This is a genomic window from Gimesia sp. (genome assembly GCF_040219335.1).
Lineage (GTDB): Bacteria > Planctomycetota > Planctomycetia > Planctomycetales > Planctomycetaceae > Gimesia.
The window spans coordinates 237,833-261,026 of sequence record NZ_JAVJSQ010000031.1; the positions used below are offsets into that span (position 1 = coordinate 237,833).

Below are 23,194 nucleotides of genomic sequence, written 5' to 3' on the forward strand. Positions count from 1 at the left end.
ATCGGTGGTAACTTTGCCCATTTTAACACTTAATCGTCGGTGTTGATCTGGGAAAACATGTGATGGGAAGCGGGCCCAGGCTCAGCCATCAGGAACAACGGAAACACTTAATTCGTTTTGCAACAAAGAGTTAAGCAACCTCTTCAAGATAAGCGACTCGCTGAAAACAGCTGACCTGTTTTGGCATGATATGGAAAGATGCAAATGATGTTTATGAGAACTAAACGTCGTCACCAGCCTGGTCGAATTGGTTCATTTCTTCAACGTTTACGTAGAGGTCGTGCTCGACGTTTGAAGAGTCTACGACTGAACGCAACAGTCCACTCCTATTCGACCGTAGAAAATCTGGAAGACAGAACACTCCTGTCGGCTGTTAATTCACTCATCGATCCTAACGTCTATGATTCGCCGGCCGATTTCAATCCTGATGATTACGGTATCGGAATCAACAACTCACCCAACCGGGGTTTGACCAACCAGACGCAGTCGCAACAGCGATCACAGGCCACCGTTTCTGAAGAAGACAAGCAGAAACATGAGAATGACCTGGGCCAGGTAGACTCCCCCAGCAATCCCTCTCAGTTTTCCGTCAATGAAGGCGAGAGTATCGGCACGACAGGAATCAATGATGATATTGGTTCAGCCCAGCTGATTTCTGGACTGGGAACAGGCATGGATGACGAGTTTGATGCTGACGTCACTGGCTACCTTTCCAACGCAACCGCAAGTACATTCCTGTTCCCCTTTGCCGAAGATGATGGTTCCATTACGCTGGCGAATGATCTGGGAATCGTTTCCGGAGAACAGGTGACAATTCAAAATGCCCAGCTGGGCAACGGGCCGCACGGTAGTGCGGGAACCGGAACGGGTGACTTCGACTTCTACCTGGTCAGTGGTGTCCAGGCAGGGGAACGAATCTCGGTCTCTGTTCGTGACTCCACTCAATTCTTCAACCTGGACCCGATTGTCGCGATCTACTCCAGTTCGGGATTCCAGCTTGCCTTCGATGACGATGGTGGTACATCCTTAGACAGTTTGCTGGAATACACGGCCACACTCGATGGTGATTACTACATCATGGTCTCCAGTTTCTACACCGGTACTCCGAATGATCCATTCGATGAAACCAGTGGAAATGGTGCAGGAACCAACGCGCGGGCCGAAGGGGCTTACGACCTCACAGTCGGCCTGAACGTACAGGATGTGGATTACTATGCCGTTGAACTGGAAGCAGGCGACATTCTGGGAGCAAATGTGACAGGCGCAGGCCAGACGCTTGCCATGTATGGCCCCAGCGGTGGTTTGATTCAGCAGTCGTCTTTCTACCTGTCAGACATTTACCCAGCCAACACACCACTGCCCGGTGATGGTAACGCTGCAGCTTCCTTTGTTGCTCCAGTTGCCGGAACTTATTACGTGGGAGTAACGGGAGATGTCGGACTCTATGACCTCCAGTTACGCGTTTTCCGTCCCGAACTGGAAACCCAGATGGTGGGTGCCATCCAGACGCTGTACATCGACTTTGATGGGGCAGACGTCGATCCATCCATCTTTGACAGCTTCCAGATTTCACGCACAGCCACCATGTCCCCCTTGAGCTCCTTCCTGGGCAACTGGGGGCTTTCCGCTGCTGATGAAGAGGCGGTCATCCGGGCGATTCTGGCAACCGTCGAAGAAAACTTTGCCGATCTGGGACTGGCCAACAACGGTGATTTCGCCACGACCATGAATCCCGGTGATTACGGTATTCAGATTTTGAACAGTTTCGATAACCCGGGTCTCGACGAAACCAACACCCCGAATCTCAGCCGCGTGATTGTCGGGGGAACGATCAACGAACTGGGCATAGGTACCATCGGTATCGCTGAGTCGATCGATGTTGGTAACTTTGATACTACTGAATCGGCTGTGGTGCTCCTGGACCTGCTCAGCAGCACCAACGCGGCAGATCCCAACTCGTTGAACAATATCGTCCGCAACTTCGGATCCAGCATGATCGATCTGATCGGAGTCGCTGTCGGAAATATCGTGACTCATGAAGCCGGCCACTTCTTTGGTCTGTGGCACACCTTGAATTTTGTTGCTCCGTCACAAATCATCGACCAGGGTGGTAATCTCGCTAACACAATTGGACTTGGCAACGACAATATCTTCGGCACTGGTGACGATATCGATGTCGATTTCAATGTCGGTCCGCTGAATGACTTCCTGGGAACCCAGGACAGCCCCAATACACTGGCCTTTGGCCTGTCTACAGGAGCGTTCTACGGAATTGATTACGGCGATGCTCCTGCCCCCTACCCCACACTGGAAGCAGACGATGGTGCTCGCCATGACCTCGCAGGCGGCTTAACACTGGGTGCATCAATCGATTTCGAAGCTGATGGACTTCCCAGCCTGGATGCTTCCGGTGACGGTGCAGACGATGATGGCGTGGTCTTCCTCGATCCCAATGGAAATATCACCAACGGCATTTCCATCAGCGATAACATTGCCACTGTCGAAGTAACCGTCAACGGTGATGGTTATCTCCAGGGCTGGATCGACTTCAATGGCAACGGTGCCTGGGAAGCCAGCGAGCAGATCTTCACAGACGAGTTCCTCACTGCAGGCACCCACCAGTTGTCCTTCAGTGTCCCTCAGGGCGTGGGTGATTTCGTGATTGGCGAAACATTCGCACGCTTCCGCTTCAGTACACAGACCGGACTGGGTGTAACTGGTTATGCTCCTGACGGGGAAGTCGAAGACTATCGACTCGAACTGACGGCTTCCCGTTACGGAACGATCGTCTTTGATGACGCTACCTACGACTCAGGTGATCTGATCACAATTACTGTCACCGATGGCGATCTGCTGGGAGCAGGTACAGTCGATGTGACTGTGACATCAACCGGCGGTGACCAGGAAACCGTCACTTTGACGGAAGTCGGTTTCGGAACCTTCACAGGCACGATCAACTCTTCACCGGGAACACTGGTTGTCGGTGACGGTATTCTGCAGGTCGTCTTTGGTGAAACTATCACCGCGGCTTATGCTGACGCTGATACCGGAGAAGGTCAACCGGGTAACTACCTGGGTGACTTCGTCTCGACTAACCTGAACAGTCCGCGTGACCTGGTCTTCGGCCCCGACGGCGATCTATACGTCAGTAACGGCTTTGAAGGCTCAGACGGATCCGATCATACGGTCGAGCGGTTCGATGGCCAGACAGGTGAGTCCCTCGGCTCCTTTGTGATCCCCGGCTCAGGTGGCATCGACGTTCCCAACGGTCTGGTATTCGGACCGGATGGCAACCTCTATGTCGCCAGTTCAGATACAGGACAGATTCTTCGATATGATGGCCAGACAGGTTCGATCATCGGATCAGGCGTCTTCGCCTCTGGTGGTGGTCTGGTTCAACCCCGCTTCATTACCTTCGGTCCTGGTTCCTCACCTGGTATCCCCGACCTCTATGTAGCGGATACAGGCTTCCTGCGTGATCGCATTTTACGCTATGATGGCCTGACGGGCGCATTCATCGAAGAATACGTTACCCGTAGTGAAGGTGGCATGGGCAAACCCTATGGCATGGCCTTCGACAGCAGCGGAAATCTGTATGTCGCCAGTTACAATACCAACGAAATTCTGAAGTTTGACTCTAATGGAGATCCGGTTCCCGGCGGCCCCTTCATTGCTGCTGGAACAGGTGGGCTCGCAAATCCGCGCGGGATCACAATTGGTCCGGACGGACTCCTGTATGTCGCCAATGGTGCTACCGAAAGCATTCTGCGATTTGATCCCAACACGGGTGCATTCGTTGATAATTATACCTTCAACGCCACCATCCAGTTGCCTTATGGCATCACCTTCGGACCGGATGACAACCTGTATGTTGTTGATACCGACCTGGGTAAAGTCCTGAAATTCGCCGGTCCCTTCGGTACCTCAACAGCCCGTGTGATTACGGACACCGCCCTGATTGTTGCCAGCAACGGCGTCGATTACGGTGATGCTCCCGCTTCATTCCCGGTACTCGATGCCGAAAATGGCGCCAAGCATGCAATCAATAACTACACGAACCTCTATCTCGGTGCCGGAGTCACTGCAGAAGCCGATGGACAGGAATCCGCGACAGCGAGCCTGGACACTGATGACGGCATTCTGCTCAACCCGATTATCGCCGGTGATAGTTCCACATCGATCACCATCATCTCATCCGGAACAGGCTTTATGGATGCCTGGATCGACTTCAATGGGGATGGCGACTGGGACGATCCTGGTGAGCAGATTCTCTCCAGCCAGGCTGTTGTTGCTGGTGCTAATTCTGTTTCCATTGCAGTCCCTCTGGGTGTGACTGTCGGTGAAGTTGCAGCCCGCTTCCGCTTAAGTTCGGCTGGTGGATTATCGACCACGGGTGCAGCAGCGGACGGGGAAGTTGAAGACTACCTGGTCACGGTCGTGCCGCAAGGTTTCACCGGTCTGCTGCCCGATCCGAACCGACCTGGAAAGTCAGCTCTGTTCATTACAGGTACTCAGGCAAATGATATCATTCTGCTCTCACAGACCTACCAGACCAATATCGTTCAGGTTCGCCTGAATGGCGTCAACCTGGGTGAGTTCACTCCCACGGGTGGCGTTTATGTCTGGGGCCTGGGCGGAGATGACCAGATTATCGCCGATGACACCTTCTATAACCGCGAATCCATGTTCTTCGGCGGACTGGGTAACGACTACCTCGTCGGCGGCTGGGGCAACGATGTCCTGGTCGGTGGTGCAGGGAACGATACCATTGAAGGTGGTCCTGACGGCTTTGACATTCTGATCGGTGGTCTTGGTTCCGACTTTGTCCGAGGACATAACGAAGCTCTCTACACCAACTACGGTCAGAATGGTGACATCCTGATTGGTGGAGCAACGGTCTATGACAATGGCCTGACACAACTGTTTGCGATCTACCAGGAATGGATCTCTGCCGATCCGTTTGGAGACCGGGTTGCCAGCATCAGTACTCGCGTTGATAACGCATCCCTGGGCGTAAATAACGTTCGCCTGGATGATACAACTGTCTTTGACGACGGAGAACTGGATCAGCTCTACGGTGCCGTGGCCCGTGGTGATGACTGGTTCCTGCTCGATCTCGGCTACGATATCAACAACGCCGGTGCTCACGATATCCGACAGTAAACCAACTACCCCACGTTAACCACACAGCCCCTGAGAAATTCATTTTTCAGGGGCTGTGTTTTATTAATTCTGGCGCCTAACCTACCAGCGCTCGACGGGACCGTTAGGAGTTTTGACCAAAGCGGTGGGAACAGAGGACTCGCGTTCTCCATGACGCTCACGGATCTGGGTGACAATTTCCTGAAATTCATCCGCGGATTCCAGTCGACGCAGACGGTCTTCCAGATCTTCCGGAATTCCCAGGCGGGCACCGTACCAGGCGGCAAACTTCCGAATCAACTGGCAGCCATAGCTATCATAATGCTCGATCATCAGATGGAAATGATGCTCGAGAAACGCGATCTGTTCCTCGCGGTCCGGTTCTTCAACGGGCTGCTCTCCTTTAAGTGTCATTTCAATCTTGCGAAAGATCCAGGGATCCATCATCGCCCCCCGGCCAATTGAAACGGCTTCACAACCCGTTTCTTCACGCATACGGAAAGCATCTTCGACCGTACAGACATCTCCGTTGCCGATCACCGGAATCTCCTGTACCGCTTCCACCGTCTGTCGGATGCCCTCCAGATCGACACTGCCCCCGAATCCCTGATTACGGGTCCGTCCATGAATCGTAATTGCAGCGACGCCCGCCTGTTCAAATTCCCTCGCGAGTAACGGCGCGGTGATCGAATCCCGGTCCCAGCCCAGTCGCATCTTAACGGTGACTGCCAGCGAAACCGCATCCACGACGTCCGCCACCATCTGACAGGCTTTTTCCGGGGAGCACATGATCCGTGCCCCACCGCCGCTGCCGTTGATTTTCGCCATGGGACAGCCCATATTCAGGTCAACCGCCTCATAGCCGGCAGTTTCCAGCCAGCGGGCGGCTTTGACGAGTTCCTCAGTCACACCACCAAAGATCTGTATCGTCAAGGGACGATCAGCTGTGGACGTCTTGAGCAATGCCTTTGATTTCCGGCTGCCAGCGAGCAGATGCGAAGCCAGCACGAGATCGGTCGTACAGAGTCCTACGCCTCCGAGACGGCGTAAAGCGACACGAAAGGCGTGCTGCGTATATCCCGCCAGAGGCGAGAGGAAATAGCGGGAACTCAGGGTACGATTACCGATCCGGATTTCGGGAGATTCGACAGTACTCCACTTGATTAGAGACATAAGATTTGACGTTTTCTTTCCAATGCGTTTCAGCTGACTAACAGCAACAGGTTTTCCAGAGGCAATCCTACAACATTGGACAGGCTGCCTTCAATTCGCTTTACAAAGATACTACCAGCCCCCTGAACCGCGTAGCCCCCTGCTTTACCTCGTGATTCTCCCGTCAAAAGGTACCAGTCCAGATACTTGAGTACATGCGCACGCTCGTGAAACGTAACCAGCGTCTCACAAAATTCAGTCTTGATGCCTGTAGAGGAACGTAAACAAAGTCCGGTAATCACCCGATGGGTCTTACCCGCATAATCGTTTTCAAACCAGTCACGTACTGTCTGCTCCCAGCCGGAACTGTTTCGAGGCTGGCCCAGAACTACAAAATGCTCCGGTTGTCGTTCGACAACAACGATTGTATCTGAAGTTAACAAAAGAGCCTGATGCAGATCCACGTTGCACAACTGCGCGAATACGTCTTCATTCTTATCCAGGCAGATCTCAGCCAGCCGTTCTTTAATCGCAGACAGATCATGCAGTCCCTCAAACCCAGCCTCCTCAGGATTGAGCGGTGGAACCACTTCGATCGCCGATTCAGGCACCAGCTGCGTCAGCAGCTCTCTGCGTCGGGGAGAACGGGAGCCCAAAATCCATTTCTGAAATTGCATGTCCTGCCTGTATTCAAATTCGAGACCAGAAAAAAACGCTGATAATGGTTACTACCACGCCCAGGATTCCCAGCATCACCCACCACGAAGGGCGATCGCTCAGTGGATCCGTATTGCGAGTCAGATACTCACCACAGATCGGACAAGCGACAGCATCCTCATAGACGTCTGCACCACAATTACTGCACTCAATGGTCTCTGACTCCCATTCTTCATCGTATCCATCATCGGGACCATATTCGTCAGCATCATATTCAGAATCCCAGTCATCGTACATTTGAGTTTATCATCCTCTCGGCAATCTACGGTTGCAAATGAGTATAATGTACAGTGCAGCTTAACCCGATTTCTTTCACCAGCAGGAAAGGGGCTACGATACTCACTTTTTTGAGAATTAACAAAACTTTTGCGTTGGATTGTGTGTCTCAGTGGTATAGAAACACGGAAGTGTTATTTATTAACTGAAACCTGGCGAACTATGCCCTCTCTTTCAGTTCATGCATTGGCCTCTACTGATGCACCAGCCTGGATGAAGCTTGTCTGAGCTAAGCCTTCCCCAAGCACACCTTCGTGTGCACCCCGATTCGTTTTCATCATTTTATTATTCTAGCTACTGGAGACTCAAGATGCAGCCTCGCAGCATCCGCCCCGTCCGCCGGATGGGTTTCACCCTGATCGAACTTCTTGTCGTGATTGCCATCATTGCGATCCTGATTGCTCTACTATTGCCAGCTGTGCAGCAGGCGCGTGAAGCAGCCCGCCGCAGTACTTGTAAAAACAATGTCAAACAGCTGGGGCTTGCCTTCCATAATTACCATGAAACACATCGCAGCCTGCCTCCCGGTTGGGTTCAACGATCTCTGTCTGCCTCCTGTCAGCCTTCAGCAACCAGTACAGGTAGCTGTTTGCCCGGTTGGGGCTGGAGCACCATGCTGCTGCCATTTCTGGACCAGGCGAACCTCTACAATGCACTGAATGTGTCGTCAGGCAATCTGAGTGTGACACCCACGGACCAGACAAAAACCAAAATTCCACTGTTTCGCTGTCCCTCCGATGTCGGCAGTGATCTGAACGCAGATCGCGGCGGACACGCGACATCCAACTACAAAGGGATTTATGGTAGCCGTGGAACCGGATCAATCAACACCAGTCCACATAACGCTGCAGCCGGAAATGGTTCTTTCTGGTCCAACAGCAATACCAAAATTCGTGATATTACCGACGGCACGAGCAATACACTCCTGATTGGTGAAACCGCGCGGGGTCGCGTAGGGGCGAATACCTACAATGGTGGCATCTGGGTCGGTTACTATGACAACGGAAAAACGGCTTCCTGTGTCTGGAAAACGGAAAACCACCCTGGTTCACTAATCAACGGTACGCTGGCGTGGGCCTTCAGCAGTCAGCACACTGGTGGAGCTCATTTCCTGCTGGCCGATGGCGGGGTTCGATTTATCAGTGAAAATATTGACGGCACAACCTACGAAAACCTCGGAAAAATCAGTGACGGCAACGTCATTGGAGAATTCTGATTTCAGTAATCGATCCGGGCTGATCCTCCAGGATCACAGATTTAAATAACAGAGCCCCGATACAAAACATGTATCGGGGCTCTGTCTCATTTCGGCGATATCGCTTGATTACAGAATAAACTTACTGAGATCTTCATCTTCCACGATCGTATGCAGCTTCTGCTGCACATACGCGGCATCAATGGTGATCTTCTTTGTCTTTAAATCAGGCGCTTCATAACTGACCTCTTCCAGTAACCGTTCCAAAATCGTATGCAGGCGACGGGCACCGATGTTCTGTGTCGTCTGGTTGACCTGGAAAGCAATGTCCGCCAGCGCTTCCAGACCGTCCTGTTCGAACTTCACATCGACGCCTTCTGTTTTGAGCAGTGCCTGATACTGCATGGTAATTGAACTCGACGGTTCTGTCAGAATCCGCAGAAAATCTTCTCGCGTCAGTTCCTGCAGCTCGACGCGAATCGGAAAGCGCCCCTGCAGTTCGGGCATCAGGTCTGACGGCTTGGTACGGTGAAAGGCACCCGCGGCGATAAACAGCATGTAATCTGTTTTCACCGAGCCACTGCGCGTCTGCACGGTCGTTCCTTCGACGATGGGAAGCAGATCGCGCTGCACACCCTGACGACTGACATCACCGCTGCGGTTCCCCCCTTCTTCGGAAGTACAGATCTTGTCAATTTCGTCGATGAACACAATGCCGTGCCGCTCTGCGAGATCCACCGCTTCCTCGGCAATCGCATCCTTGTCCATCAAACCTTCCACTTCCTGTTCCAGCAGAACCTTGCGGGCCTCTTTGACCATCATCTTACGATGCTTGCTCTGCTGAGGCATGATGCGTTCAAACATTCCCTGCAGGTCGACATCCATCTGGTCCATGCCCATATTCGAGAAGACCTGCACGGGAGAGTTTTTCTGCTCGACCGAAATTTCCACTTCTTTTTCTTCCAGGGCCCCCTGGAGGAGCATCGTACGAAACTTGTCACGGGTGCGCTCGTAGCGTTCCTGTGAATCCTCTTCCTTGACCTCTTCGGTGGATTCGCGGAAAGACGATTCCCATTCCGGACGGGGTATCAGTAGATCGAGCAGGCGTTCTTCAACACGAGCCTTGGCTTTATCCACCAGCTCAACCCGTTTTTTCTCACGCACCAGATTCTTGGCAGAGTCTACCAGGTCACGGATCATGCTTTCGACATCGCGTCCGTAATAACCAACCTCTGTGTATTTGGTGGCTTCAACTTTGATAAAGGGAGCATCAATGAGCTGAGCCAGCCGCCGGGTAATTTCCGTCTTCCCGACCCCCGTTGGTCCGATCATCACGATGTTCTTCGGGGTAATTTCCTTGCGAAGCTCATCAGGCAACTGCTGCCAGCGCCAGCGATTTCGCAGTGCGATTGCTACGGCGCGTTTGGCATCATCCTGACCGACAATATGTTTATCCAGTTCGGCAACAATCTGCCGGGGCGTTAGTTCGTGCACTCCAACTCCTCCACGATAATATTATTATTCGTATAGATATCGATTTCTGATGCGATACCCAACGAGTTCTTGACGATTTCCGGGGCGGACAGATCTGAATGTCTCACCAGGGCACGGGCAGCCGCAGTCGCGTAGTTGCCTCCCGAACCAATGCCAATCACTCCATCCGAAGGAACAACGACATCCCCCTGCCCGGTAATCAGCAGACTGTGTTCGGTGTTAACCACAATGATCAACGCTTCCAGCTTCCGCAGGACTCTGTCGGTCCGCCAGTCACGGGCAAGTTCGGTTGCTGCGCGGGGCATATTTCCGGGATAGTCCCGGGCTTTGACTTCAAACCGTTCCAGCAGCGAGAAGGCATCTGCAGTAGACCCGGCGAACCCACACACAATCTGGCCATCCAGAATTTTGCGGATCTTGCGGGTATCACTCTTCATAACAGTATCGCCGTGCGTGACCTGTCCATCGCCGCCGATCGCCACTTTGCCGCCATGACGGACAGTCAGTATCGTTGTTGAACGCCACTTCTTTTTATCTTTGGAACTCATAACTGCTGTTTCTTAATAAGATTCTGCTAGAAGAACTCTGATCACCTTAGCGGGTAGACACCATAGAACAGAGACGACAGACATGCAAGCATCCGGTATCTGAATCATAGTCCCCCGGGTTTGCGTTTTTCAATCGCAGCCGGAACACATGCGCGGTGTTTTATCTTAGACTCAACGCTGAGATGATCGGCAGGGATCACTGAGACAGGGAAAATAGGCTCGAATGCGCAGAAAAACAGCCCTGACTCGTATTGAGCAGGGCTGTTATGTCAATTCAGTGATGATCAGACGAACTGGACACTTATGCCAGTACACCATGAGCTACGTGACCGGCTACATCGGTCAGGCGGAAATCGCGACCGGCATATCGGTATGTCAGCTTTTCATGATCCATGCCCAGAATGTGCAGCAGTGTGGCATGGAAATCGTGAATATGCATTTTATCTTTGGTGGCATAATAGCCGAATTCATCGGTCGCCCCGTACTGGAAGCCGGACTTCACGCCGCCCCCTGCCATCCACATTGTAAAGCCCTCGGGGTTGTGATCGCGACCATTCTTACCTTGAGCGGTGGGGGTCCGACCGAATTCACCACCCCAGACTACGAGCGTATCTTTGAGCAAACCGCGCTGCTTAAGGTCTTTCAATAGAGCTGCGATCGGCTGGTCGACCTCTTTCGCATTTTTGGTATGCCCTTCAAACAGGTTGCTGTGCTGATCCCACTGGACCTTCTGGTCACTGTGAGAAACCTGAATGAATCGTACGCCTCGTTCTGCAAAACGACGGGCCATCAGACACTGACGTCCGAAGTCCGCGGTTTCTTTCTGATCCAGGCCATACATTTTCTGAGTGGCTTCAGATTCATCTGAAATATCCTGCACTTCGGGAACTTCTTCCTGCATGCGGAAGGCAAGTTCAAAGCTGCCGATGCGGGCGTCGAGTACCTGGTTCGGACCAGCTTCATCCTGGTGCATCCGGTTCAGTTCATTCATGAAATCGACCTGCTTCCGCTGTACTTTACGGGAGAGGAAGTTGTTCTTAATGTATTCAATCTGAGCATTTTCCGCAGCGACCGCAGCGTTCCCCAGCGGAGTTCCCTGGTAAGGGGCAGGCAGAAACGCGGAGCTCCAGTTTTTTACTCCACCATGAGCCAGAGTCGGGCAGATGGTGATGAATCCGGGCAGATTCTGATTTTCGGTACCCAGCCCATAAGTCACCCAGGAGCCCATACTCGGACGCACAAATGCGTCACTCCCCGTATGCAGTTTCAACAGTGCGCCACCGTGGGCTGCATTAGTGCCGTAGACAGAATTCAGGATACACAAATCATCCACACATTCAGCGACATGGGGGAACAGTTCACTGACATGGATTCCGCTCTCACCATACTGCTTGAATTTCCAAGGCGACTTCAACAGATTGCCGGTCGGTGCAAACTGTACCCGGGGCTTATCGAAAGGCAGCGGCTTGCCATCATACTTCTGCAACTGGGGTTTGTAATCGAACGTGTCCATGTGAGAAGGGCCGCCCTTCATGAACAGGAAGATCACCCGCTTGGCACGCGGCGTAAAGTGTGGTTGCCGGGGCGCGAGAGGATCTTTCGATGAGGCAGCCGCTTTTGACTCTTCATTTAACATGGAGAGCAGCGCCAGATTGCCGAAACCAATTGCTGATTTCTTTAACAGATCCCGACGGGAAAACAGTGATTGAGGCAGGATACTCATGGCAGGTCTCGATAGTTTATATGAATAATGGATACAGGTAGTGGCACGCAGCAGTTTCTATCGCAGATAGATGAACTCGCTGGAGGCCAGAAATGACTGACAGAGCACCTGCCAGGCACGCGTGATCCGTTGTTCCGAAGATTTCGTTTCCGCCTGCAGTTCCTGTTCAACATCGTCGAGGAAGTGCAGAGATTTATTGATTTCCATTTCCGTTGGTTGACGTCCATATGCCTTGAGGAACAGTTTCTGGATCTTCTGTTCCGGAGACAACGCGGTTTCATGTTGAATCTGTTCTGCCATCCGATGGGATGCATTTTCGATCAGATGACTGTTAAGCATGAACAGTGCCTGGGGAGCCACAGTCGTCGACGCCCGGTTCCCGTTGAGCACGCTGGCATCCGCATAATCAAAGAGCATGAACATGCCAAACAGGTGATTACGGATGACAGGCAGATAGAGTGAGCGACGGTTGAAATCGTATGTCACCCCATCTTTGGATTCGTGATTGAAGACAAACGCACGGTTGTCAACGTTCATCAATGAACCGCCCATGGTCAGGTCCAGTCCATCGCTGACAGCCAGGATAGCATCACGAATCGATTCCGCTTCCAGACGGCGAATGTCGGCATGCCACATCAGTTGATTATCAGGATCGATGGCTGCCGCTTTCGAATTCCATTCGCTGCTCATCTGCCAGGTATTCGAGAGCAGAATCATGCGATGCAGCTCTTTGAGCGACCAGCCCTCTTCCATTAATGTTGCCGCCATCCAATCCAGCAGACTCTGATTGGTAGGCTTGGCGCCCAGTTTTCCAAAGTTATCGGTGGTCGCAACAATTCCCTTACCAAAGTGCCAGCGCCAGACCCGGTTGGCAATCACGCGCGAGGTCAGAGGATGTTCGCGGTTGCCCAGCCACTCAGCAAACTTGAGACGACCACTCTGTTCTTTGGGAAATGGTGTCTTGGGTTCGGGAGTCAATACAACAGGCACATGCCGGGGGACGGTTTCTCCCAGTGTCAGATGACTGCCGCGAATGTGAATCGGCACGTCCGTCGTTTCCCGCTCTGCAGCACCGAGGGCCGTGGGAATTTCAGGACGGGTCTTCTTGAGCTTCGCAACTTCGGCTCGCAGCGTTTTCAACTCTGCCTGTGCTGCTTTGGTATAAGCTTCTTCCGGCTTCTTGGGGAGTTGATAGTCTTTTCCTCCCTCTTTCTGCAACCGTTCATTTTCCGCTTTGATCAGTGCAGCAATTTTTGCTTCTTCGCCTTTGATTTTCTCATCCCAGCGGGCCTGTTCCTGTTTCTGCTCAGGAGTGGCCAACGGATTTTCGTACCAGCGAGCGACTTTATTATAGTGCTCCATGATCTTGGTACTTTTAAGAATACCGGCCAGACCATAATAATCGTGAGCCGAGATCGGATCGAACTTATGATCGTGGCAGCGGGCACAACCCAGTGTCAGGCCCATCATCGAAACGCCGATCGTGTTGATCTGCTCGTCGATGATATCCATCTCCATCTTGGTGGCATCCACTTCCGCCAGAACCTTGGGGCCCAGCGATAGAAAGCCGGTTGCAATCAGTCGTTCATTACGCTGTGCAACACTCTCTGCCGGCTCCATCAGGTCGCCAGCCAGTTGTTCTTTAATGAAGACGTCGTAAGGTTTGTCTTTATTGAACGCATTGACAACATAATCCCGGTATTTCCAGGCGGTACCGTAGGCGATATTTTCATCGAGACCGTTAGAGTCAGCATAGCGGGCAACGTCGAGCCAGTGACGTCCCCAGTGCTCTCCGTAATGCGGCGAAGCAAGCAGACGATCGACGACTTTCTCGAAAGCATTTGGTGAAGTATCGTTGAGGAAGTTTTCGATTTCTTCAGGCGTCGGGGGCAGACCGGTCAGATCAAAGGTCGTCCGGCGAATGAGTGTCCGCTTGTCGGCGGGTGAGGCAGGCTGCAGACCTGCTTCTTCCAACTTGTGTAATACAAACTGATCGATGGGATTTTTCACCCATGCTTTATTCTTGACTTCGGGCAGCGCTGGTTTACGTACGGGCTGGAAAGACCAGAATTCACGTTCCTTCTCCAGGTCATACTTACCCTTGTCGCTGGCAGCGCGGAGCTTACTCAAGTCCGCGTTCGGATAAGGTGCTCCCATTTTGACCCAGTCACTCAGGTCTTTGATTTCCTGCTTACTCAGCTTCTCATCAGGAGGCATCTGCAGATCATTGGACTGGTAATTCACAGCCGTAATCAGCAGGCTCTGTTCTGGCTTTCCGGGTACGACCAGCGAACCAGCTTTACCGCCTTTGGCGATCCCGTCAAAGGTATCGACACGCAGATCTGATTCCTGGGCATCCTCTCCGTGACAGTCGTAGCAATGTTTGATCAGCAGAGGGCGAATTTTGGATTCGAAGAACTGAATCTGTTCCTGACTTGGTTTCTGTTCGGCTGCGTTGACGGGAGAGAGCGTCAGCAGGCAGACCAGAGCGAACAGCCCGGTAGAACACTGTGTTACGAAAGAAAAGAAACAATCTCGTAAACTCGCAGGCATCTTCATCGTTTTTCCCGGTAGTTTTCAGGTAGGAACCACAGTCTGACGTCGAGGAGCGCTAGCTTCTCACTCGGACACGGTGTGGTCTGGAGTGAAGGTATGATTTTTTGATGATTGAGCTTATGCTTACCTTCATTATATTCCATCTCGGTTAAAAATCAGCAAAAATACATGGATGTCGTCGAATTCCGGTCGATTTTTTGCCACTGAAATGTGGCTAAATCGCCTAATTTCCGACAAAACTCCTGGATGACGCGTGGTGCAATTCCTTGAGGAAGAGCTCCACATCGTCCATTGTATTGTATCCATGCAGGGCCACACGGATTCGACCGGCGTGGTACATGGGGTGAATCTCTTTACTGTGCAGGTGCTTATAAATCCGCTCTGCTTCCGGGTGCCGGAAAGCGATGATTCCCGCCAGATCTTCTGTCTGTTGGGGCGAAATTAACTCGACACTCGCTTCTTTCAGGCCGGCAAGACAGGCTTCCACCAGAGGTGCCGTCGCCTGCTCGATCTTTTCGACCCCGGTTTCTGTGATGTACTGTAAGGCTGCTCGGATCGCGTAAACGGCTGGATAGTTGGGCATCCCCACCGTAAAACTGGCCGCTCCGGGCAGACTTTCTGCTTTTTCAAAACGTTGATCTCCGAAAGCATCTTTCAGATTGAACCAGCCTCCGGCAGGGACCGTCCATTCGCTGGCTTTCTTAGATGGCACACCGACCAGGCCGCCACCATGTGAAGCCAGAATCCACTTATGGGTGCTGCTGATCACCAGATCAATGTCATCCAGATCCAGTGGAATGCGGCCCAATGCCTGGGTTACATCTAACGCGATCAACGCTGAGGAGTGCTGACGAATCGTCTGAATTACTTCTTTCAGTGGAATCATGAACCCGTTGAAAAAGCTGACCAGGGAAATGCTGACCATCCGAGTTTTATCACTCAGCAGGGATTGCAAGTCTTCCAGACGCAGTTCCCAGTCACGGGCTTCCCAGATTTTGACCGTAGCAGGACAACTCTGCTGCAACCCGAAAGTATAGCTGGCGGGGAAGTCCAGATCACTGATGATGACTTCATCCCCCTCCTTCAATTGCAGTGCCTGATAGGCCAGATTGAATGCTTCGGAACTGCAGGAACAGATGCTGACTTCGTCCGAACTCAAGCCATACATGCCTGCAACCAGGGACTTGGCAGCATCCCATTGCGCTTCATGGAGCTTGCGTCCATCCATTCCCAGCAGCTTATCCTCGAAATACTGATCGAAGGCCGCTTTGACCTGTAGGGGAGGAATCCCTTCTGCAGCAGTATTCAGGTAGATTCGTCCCTGCAAACTGGGAAAATCCTGATTCCGTGTTTTTAAATCCAGCATGAAAACTCCGTTCGAGAAGGCAGGGAAATTAAGCCAGGTCCCCTGCCGGGACAGTTGACTGGTGCAACATTGTCGGTCCAAATTCACTGGAAATCGCTTGAGCACACTCCAGCATCGCGGTTGAAATTCGTGTCGAGTCTTCTGATTCACCCACTTTGAGAATATGAGAAACGCACAACACCGCCAGCAACTTACCATCGGCACCCAGAATCGGCGTTGCCGTATCGCGTACACCGACAATCAGAGAACTTTCCATCGTCCGGAAACCGGAGCGGCGGGTGGCGGCGAATTCACTCTCACACTCCTCTATTTCTGAAGCAGTGAGGTCGGTCTGCTCCCAGTATTTACAGCGCTGATCTGCGGATAGATAAGACAGCGCGACATGGCCGCTGTTTCTTTCATGCAGTTTGAAACTCGCACCAACGCGAACTGCCAGCGAGACGTCTGCATCGCAGTTTACACGGGCAATCACCAGCATTTTATTTCGCACAACCAGGTTCAGATGGCATGATTCGTTCAGTTCGTGCGTCAGATTTTCCATATGCGGAGTAGCCCGCGCGATCAGGGCTTCCGTACTGGCGTGCTTGGATCCCAGTTCGAACAGCTTGGTACTCATGCGGTATCCCTGGTTGGCATCACGGATCAGGTACCCCTGCTCATTCAGACAGGCCATGACCCGAAACAGCTCCTGTTTCGTTCGCCCCAGACGGTCTGCAATATCGGTCAGCGATAGTGGCTGAGAGATCCCGGACAACAGTTCCAGCACCTCCAGTCCCTTCTCAAGGGCCGGCACGCGGTAGGACTGTTTTTGTTCTGTACGCTCTAGTGTTTTACTCATGAAATATGATTTTACATATAAAACGCGGGCCGTCAAGCACTAATCCTGTCTTTCAGAACAGGGGCGCAAGTTCCACGTAGAAAGAGCCTTAAGATCATTATATCTTAAGGCTGAGGACAGGAAAGCAGAGTAAACAGGCGTCTGATCAGCTCAGGGAACGGTATCCACGAGGTCCTCGACAAGCTTGCGGAGCACTTCGTGCGTGATTTGCATTTCGACCTGAGTTCGTCCCGATTGCCCTTTCTGAGAGGCAAAGCGTTTCAGGCTGAAATTCCCATTCGAGTGAGAAGACAACATAATTTCATAATACTTAGTGCCTGTCTTCTGTTGATCAGGTGGAGTGGAGCGAATCAATACCTGGCCGGCATTTTCGTCGTATTCCAGCGGTCCGATGTTTTCCAGCAGATAAGTGATCCGCAGACAGAGTTTCTGCCCCCACTCTTTGAGCTTGTCAAACGTGGACTGTGACAGTGAGGGAACATTGACGCGGATCTCAAGAACCGAGCAGCTCATGGTGTCGACCGAAGTAAAATCGAGCATGACATCGATTTTACCGGTCGCTGAGATGGTTACGGTTCGAGGCTGGGCAGAGTGATAGCCTATCAGCTGAGTCAGTTCATGATTGAGTTGGTTTAATACAGACATAGAATATCCTCCTGACGAGGATCTTATTGCTTTTCTTTCGAGTTCGTGGAATGTTTCTTACCGTCATAGTTCAGAATCGTAGGGCGGTCATCCACGACGGTTTCGATGTTTACCGGCCGCTTCCAGATGGAATGCAGGTTCGCCAGTGTATCCTGGGCATAATCCAGTTTGAGTTCGATTCCCAGGTATTCGTGTTCCAGGTACAGTTCGCCCCGGTTTTTATAGTTTGCATCCTGCACGTAAATGACAGGCCGTCCATGATTGCTGAGGCTGTTCAACAACTGCTGTTTGATCTGTTGAAATTCGCGTGATTGAATCTCATATGTTTTATTCGAATCGTTAAAGCCAAATGAAAACATCCGATTTTTATAACAGAACTCGGGGGTCAGAAACGTATCGATAAATGTAATATCGTTATGGATCCTCCGGACTTCAAAGATTTTCTCCCGACCAAGACCGAGATCTTTATCCCAGTGTTCTCTTTCATACATGTCGGTGCAGTTATCATACTCCGGACCGAACTGCCCTTTATTCCAGCGTTCCTCTATGTCTTTAAGTAGTTCAATCCCCAGCTTGTAAGGATTGAGTCGGTTCGGGCTCGTGGCCATCGTCCCACTATGATGATCCGCGTAGTTAATCAGCCCCTCGTCGGTCAGTCCATGGCGGGTCATGATGGTCGAGTGCCAGAAACTGGCCCAACCTTCATTCATAATCTTGGTCTGTCCCTGCGGGGCGAAGTAATAGGCCTCATCACGAATAATTGTCAGAACATCCCGCTGCCAGTCTTCCAGCGGCGCATACTGCAACAGAAAGAACAGCACATCCCGCACGCGTTCTTTCGGGAACTTCAGTTGATCAGACAGTTCCATCGCTTTCTGCCGTTTTTGACTCGCTTCTTCTTCCAGAGCATCTTCCGGATTGATATAGCGATCCATATAGTTCTTGGCGGGAAAACGGCCTCCCGTGCTTTCGGCGTCCTCTGCTTTGCGTCTTTGCGTATCAGCCTTCGATTCTGATTTCTGCGTACGTCGAATGTGTGGGGCATAAGGATCGATCAGACTCTCCAGTGACAGACAGGTATCAATGAAGGTCTCGACCTTTTCGTAACCCTGCTCATCAATGTGACGATTCACGCGAGTCGCATGATTGGCCATCTGGTCGAGCATCTTGCGGTTTGTATGCGCAAACCAGGCGTTGTTTTTGAAAAAATCACAGTGCCCATACACGTGCGCAATCACCAGTTTCTGGTCGGTGATATCATTGGCACTGAGCAGGTAGGCGTAACAGGGATCTGTGTTGATCACCATCTCATAGATCTTCTGCAAACCGTATGAGTAGCCTTTCATCAGCTCATCATACTGAGCGCCGAACCGCCAGTGTGGATAGCGAATGGGAAACCCACCATAGGCGGCAAACATACTCAGCTCTTCGTAGTCGAGCACTTCAAAGATCGTTTTGAAGAAATCGAGCCCGTAATCCAGCGCGTGCTGTTCCATCTCCTGCTGGATATCGCTGAGTTCTTTAGGTAAAGGGCGATGCGTTGTGACTACCATACGAGCCTCCGTCAGTCGTCAGTAACTGCTCCCTTAGCAGAAGCAATCCTGTCGCTGTTATTATTTTCCTGTTCCCAGAAATGTCTTGATCGAGCCGTAGATGCCTTCTTTATCTTCGATTTCTGAAAGAATCAGGTTATCAAACTCTTCTTCAACCTTGCGGAGTTCCTTGATGAAGTCTCCAGAGCCATAGGGACTTCTGACCTGTCCATAACAGAACAGATTACAGACAGGAAACAGATTCTGTTTCAGGCTTTCAATACACTCCGTATTGTCCTCGCCCCAGTTGTCACCGTCGGAAAACTGAAAACAGTAAATGTTCCAGAGTGCCGGGGGAAAGTCCCGTTTGATGATGTAATCTGCAGCCCGGTAAGCGGATGAGATACGTGTTCCGCCACTTTCACGAACGCGGTAAAATGTATCTTCATCCACTTCATGAGCGACAGCATCATGCACCACATAACGGCGTTCGATTCCGTCGTACTGGCGTTTGAGCCAGGTGTCGATCCAGAACGCTTCGGTGCGGACAATCTCTTTCTGAACATCAGTCATTGAACCGGAGACGTCCATCATATAAATCACAGCAGCATTGGTATGCGGTTCATTAACGGTCTTCCAGCTGCGAAAGCGTTCGTCATCCCGGGTGGGCACGATCATGGGATCGCGGGGATCATAATTATTGGATGCGATCATTCGCCGCAGGGCGCGCTTGTAGGTCCGCTTAAAATGCCGTAGTGAATCGGGACCGGTCGGCCGGATCGATGTGTAACGATCCTTCTGAGAGGTCAGTGCATCGTCGCCTTTCGGCTCAATCCGAGGCAACTCCAGGGCTTCGCCGAGCATGTCGGCCAGTTCTTCGAGGGACATTTCCACTTCGCGGATATGCTGCCCCCGTTCATTTCCGGCCTGTCCCTGACCATCGCCTTCCGATTTACCGCGACCAATCGGCTGACCGACTTCGCCTTCGCCCTGCCCGACGCCGCCACTTCCTTTTTCACCGTGCTGAAAATGAGGAATCTCGATGTTGGGCACCGGTATACTAACCGTTTCCCGGCCTTTGCGGCCCAGCATCTCTCCGTGATTGATATATTTCCGGAGCTGCTGGCGGACCTTTCCTTTGATGATTTTATCGAACCGTTGCTGGTCCCGATCAATTCTGCGCACCATGCTGTCGAGCCCCTTTCAAAACAGGGAATCAGAGTTAGCAGCGTTTAAAACTCTTCCTTCTTATCCTGTAATCAGAGTCATTTTACTGGTTCAGGTTTCCCTGGCCGCTTAAGCGGCGTCACTGTTCTTTTTGGAATCGCCACGCGCGAAGATGCTGGCGACGTACTGCAGCACATCGGTAGCCGATTCTTCATCATAGCCGTAATTGCGAATCAGGCGGGCCTTGACGATATCGATCTTCTCCTGTGTATCTGCATCGACCACGTTCGAAACCAGGCTGGTCAGCTTGATCGTGTCCTTCTGATCTTCGAACAGTTTCATCTCCAGCGCCTTCTGCAGGCGTTCGTTCGTCTTGTAATCGAAGGTCTTGCCATCCAGGGACAGGGCTCCAATATAGTTCATGATCTCACGGCGGAAATCATCTTTACGCGTATCGGGGATGTCGATGCGTTCTTCAATTGACCGCATGAGGCGTTCATCCGGCTCTTCATATTCACCGGTAAACTTGTTCTTCACGCGTTCCTTCTGTGTATAGGCTTTCACGCTATCCAGATAATTCCCGCACAGACGGGTGAGTGCCTCTTCATCGGCGGCAATCGCACGTTGTACTTCGTTCTTCACGATATCGGTATACTCCTCTTTCACCACGGTGATCAACTGACGGTAGTGATCGCGCATTTCATCGTTGGCAATTAAAGAATGATGCTTGAGCCCCTCATCCAGTTCGTTAAGCAGCATGAACGGGTTCAAGTTAGAACTATGCGAATTGACCACCAGGGCATTTGAAATCTTATCCTGCACATAGCGAGGTGAGATCCCGAACAGACCTTCGGACTTGGCCTCTTTACGGAGCTGCTCGACATTTTCCGTAGTGAAGCCCGGCAGGGACCGTCCGTTATAGAGGTGCATTTTCTGAATCAGAGTCAGACCATGATGCTTGGGCGTTTCGAGTCGCGTGAGTACAGCCCACATCGCACCAATTTCCAATGTGTGCGGCGCAATATGTTTCCCACGTACACGCTTGGAGTTGTAATCCTTTTCGTAGATCTTGACCTCTTCACTCAGCTTGGTGACATAAGGTACGTCGATCTTCACCGTTCGATCGCGAAGCGCTTCCATGAATTCGTTAGACTGCAAACGACGGTATTCGGGTTCGTTGGTATGCCCGATAATTACCGTGTCGATATCCGTCTGTGCGAATTTCTTCGGTTTGATCTTATGTTCCTGAGAGGCTCCCAGCAGGTCGTACAGGAATGCCACATCCAGCTTGAGAACTTCGATAAATTCAATCAGCCCCCGGTTGGAGACATTGAACTCACCATCGAAGTTGAACGCACGGGGATCACTTTCGCTCCCGTACAATGCAATCTTGCGATAGTTGATGTCCCCCGTCAGCTCGGTGGAGTCCTGGTTCTTTTCGTCTTTGGGCTGGAACGTACCAATGCCAATCCGGTCCTGTTCGGAAAAGATAATGCGTTTGACCACAATCTGTTCCATGACCTTGGTCCAGTCGCCATCCGCTTTTTCCAACCGTTCATTAAAAATGAATCGACTCAACGGGCAGACTTCGCCACTGATCTCAACCGAGTACGAGGTTTCATCATCCAGGTCGCGTCCCTCGTTCAGGTAACTGCAGAGTTCCTGACGATACTTCATTGGCACCAGTTGCAGGGGATCGCCATTCATGGGATCCCACAGAATGGTTCCGTCTTCTTCTTTCCAGCCGAAGGTGTAAAGTGCGCCTTCTTCTGTGCGAGAATAACGTTCCAGCCCCTGTTTAAGCAGGCGGGCGATGGTTGATTTAGAACTTCCCACCGGTCCGTGCAGCAACAGAACCCGGCGTTCGCTGCCATACTTGAGTGCAGCAGATTTGAAGACGTTGACCAGTTCCATCAATGGCTTGGACAGACCGAAGATGCCATCGCGGCCGTCGTTAACAGGATCATCGAAGAAGCGGTAGCGGGTGAGTCCTTTCTTACCCTCGACCGGATAAGTCCCATAACTCATGATCATGTCGTACACGCGTTGAAACGCGGTGCGAGTCACCCTGTGATCTTTGCGAACAATGTCAAGGTACTCGTCGAAAGTCCCCTGCCAATGTTCCTGACGAAACAGATCTGAATTCAGTTGACCTGAAATCCGAGTTAAAAATGATCGACCATTTTCCATGGGACTCCTCCTCCTGGCGTCACGACTTGCTTTCTTGCAATTCTCGTGGAAGGCCAATTAGTTCGAGGTAATTGATTTTGATTTGAATAAGGGCTTTTTCGAGTGCTTCTGCCTTTCACATAGACCGAAAATTAATCATCCAAGAGACACAAACTGCGCAGGGATAGTTCCCTCATTCATTATGAAAAAACTGAAATGAGGTTGTTTACAGGACCATCCATGGCCAACACCAAAATGTTAAAAGGGATGTTCGTGTGGACGTGACTCGATTGGTTTCAGGGCATGCCACACAGGAATGTTAGAGACCTAATATCATGTTTCGAGTAGTATCATTATTTCCCACGCATTAGATCGAGACAATACCAATCTTAAACGGAGCGGCTCGTCGGCTTCTTTAAGGACTTTAACGATCTCGGATAAGTGGCTGTCTGATAATCAGTTAGAGAACTCCATCCTGAAGCAACAACTCAAGAGGAATTTCAAACTTAAGTAGCTGAACGAAGCGACCCTTCTCGCATTAGACAGTGAATTTCCCCTGTTCCTTCTTACGAAAAAACACAATCAAACCCACTGGTATTCTTACGTAAAAGAACGTCAGATCATGAGAACAGGTTTCTTATCGGAAGCGATAACAAGAATTGATATTCGGGGCG

At 51.5% G+C, this 23,194-nt stretch carries 15 protein-coding genes; 2 read left to right on the plus strand and 13 right to left on the minus strand.

Annotated elements, in window-relative coordinates; genetic code table 11:
• The first annotated feature begins 291 nt into the window (after positions 1–291).
• Positions 292–5,163, plus strand: a complete 4,872-nt coding sequence (locus tag RID21_RS25875; protein ID WP_350193987.1) for a GEVED domain-containing protein — start codon at positions 292–294, stop codon at positions 5,161–5,163.
• A gap of 81 nt (positions 5,164–5,244) precedes the next feature.
• On the opposite strand, the gene RID21_RS25880 is transcribed toward RID21_RS25875, so the two are convergent.
• The 3 genes from RID21_RS25880 to RID21_RS25890 are packed head-to-tail and all read right to left on the minus strand — an operon-like array spanning position 5,245 to position 7,248.
• Positions 5,245–6,315: a tRNA dihydrouridine synthase gene (locus RID21_RS25880; RefSeq protein WP_350193989.1), complete on the minus strand. Its 1,071-nt coding sequence runs from the start codon at positions 6,313–6,315 to the stop codon at positions 5,245–5,247.
• A 29-nt stretch (positions 6,316–6,344) separates the two neighbouring features.
• Complete coding sequence (locus tag RID21_RS25885) at positions 6,345–6,971, minus strand: Maf family protein (protein ID WP_350193991.1); 627 nt, start codon at positions 6,969–6,971, stop codon at positions 6,345–6,347.
• Positions 6,972–6,984: 13 nt separating this feature from the next.
• Positions 6,985–7,248, minus strand: a complete 264-nt coding sequence (locus RID21_RS25890; RefSeq protein ID WP_350193993.1) for a zinc ribbon domain-containing protein — start codon at positions 7,246–7,248, stop codon at positions 6,985–6,987.
• 349 nt (positions 7,249–7,597) lie between these two features.
• On the opposite strand from RID21_RS25890, the gene RID21_RS25895 reads away from it, so the two are divergent.
• The gene (locus tag RID21_RS25895; RefSeq protein WP_350193995.1) at positions 7,598–8,503 is read left to right on the plus strand and encodes a DUF1559 domain-containing protein; all 906 of its coding nucleotides are present in this window, start codon (positions 7,598–7,600) and stop codon (positions 8,501–8,503) included.
• Between the two features lie 108 nt (positions 8,504–8,611).
• Here the strand turns inward: RID21_RS25895 and hslU are convergent, their stop codons facing one another.
• From hslU to RID21_RS25945, 10 genes are all read right to left on the minus strand, one after another.
• The gene (gene hslU / locus RID21_RS25900) at positions 8,612–9,976 is read right to left on the minus strand and encodes an ATP-dependent protease ATPase subunit HslU (RefSeq protein WP_350193997.1); all 1,365 of its coding nucleotides are present in this window, start codon (positions 9,974–9,976) and stop codon (positions 8,612–8,614) included.
• The gene (gene hslV, locus RID21_RS25905) at positions 9,964–10,524 is read right to left on the minus strand and encodes an ATP-dependent protease subunit HslV (protein ID WP_145189148.1); all 561 of its coding nucleotides are present in this window, start codon (positions 10,522–10,524) and stop codon (positions 9,964–9,966) included. Before hslV ends, hslU begins: the two co-directional genes overlap by 13 nt.
• A 301-nt stretch (positions 10,525–10,825) precedes the next feature.
• Positions 10,826–12,247, minus strand: a complete 1,422-nt coding sequence (locus RID21_RS25910) for a DUF1501 domain-containing protein (RefSeq protein ID WP_350193999.1) — start codon at positions 12,245–12,247, stop codon at positions 10,826–10,828.
• A 57-nt stretch (positions 12,248–12,304) separates the two neighbouring features.
• Positions 12,305–14,800, minus strand: a complete 2,496-nt coding sequence (locus tag RID21_RS25915) for a PSD1 and planctomycete cytochrome C domain-containing protein (protein WP_350194001.1) — start codon at positions 14,798–14,800, stop codon at positions 12,305–12,307.
• Between the two features lie 226 nt (positions 14,801–15,026).
• Positions 15,027–16,169, minus strand: coding sequence for an aminotransferase class V-fold PLP-dependent enzyme (locus RID21_RS25920; RefSeq protein ID WP_350194003.1), 1,143 nt, complete (start codon positions 16,167–16,169; stop codon positions 15,027–15,029).
• 28 nt (positions 16,170–16,197) lie between these two features.
• Entirely contained in the window at positions 16,198–17,007 is an 810-nt protein-coding gene (locus tag RID21_RS25925; RefSeq protein WP_145042489.1) for an IclR family transcriptional regulator, read from the minus strand.
• Between the two features lie 150 nt (positions 17,008–17,157).
• Positions 17,158–17,652: a hypothetical protein gene (locus RID21_RS25930; RefSeq protein WP_350194005.1), complete on the minus strand. Its 495-nt coding sequence runs from the start codon at positions 17,650–17,652 to the stop codon at positions 17,158–17,160.
• Between the two features lie 23 nt (positions 17,653–17,675).
• Positions 17,676–19,205 (minus strand): SpoVR family protein, encoded by a 1,530-nt coding sequence (locus RID21_RS25935; RefSeq protein WP_350194007.1) that lies wholly within the window; start codon positions 19,203–19,205, stop codon positions 17,676–17,678.
• 60 nt (positions 19,206–19,265) lie between these two features.
• Positions 19,266–20,372: a DUF444 family protein gene (locus tag RID21_RS25940; RefSeq protein WP_145189166.1), complete on the minus strand. Its 1,107-nt coding sequence runs from the start codon at positions 20,370–20,372 to the stop codon at positions 19,266–19,268.
• A 108-nt stretch (positions 20,373–20,480) separates the two neighbouring features.
• On the minus strand, positions 20,481–22,541 hold the full coding sequence (locus RID21_RS25945; protein ID WP_350194009.1) for a PrkA family serine protein kinase: 2,061 nt from the start codon (positions 22,539–22,541) through the stop codon (positions 20,481–20,483).
• Between the last annotated feature and the right edge of the window lie 653 nt (positions 22,542–23,194).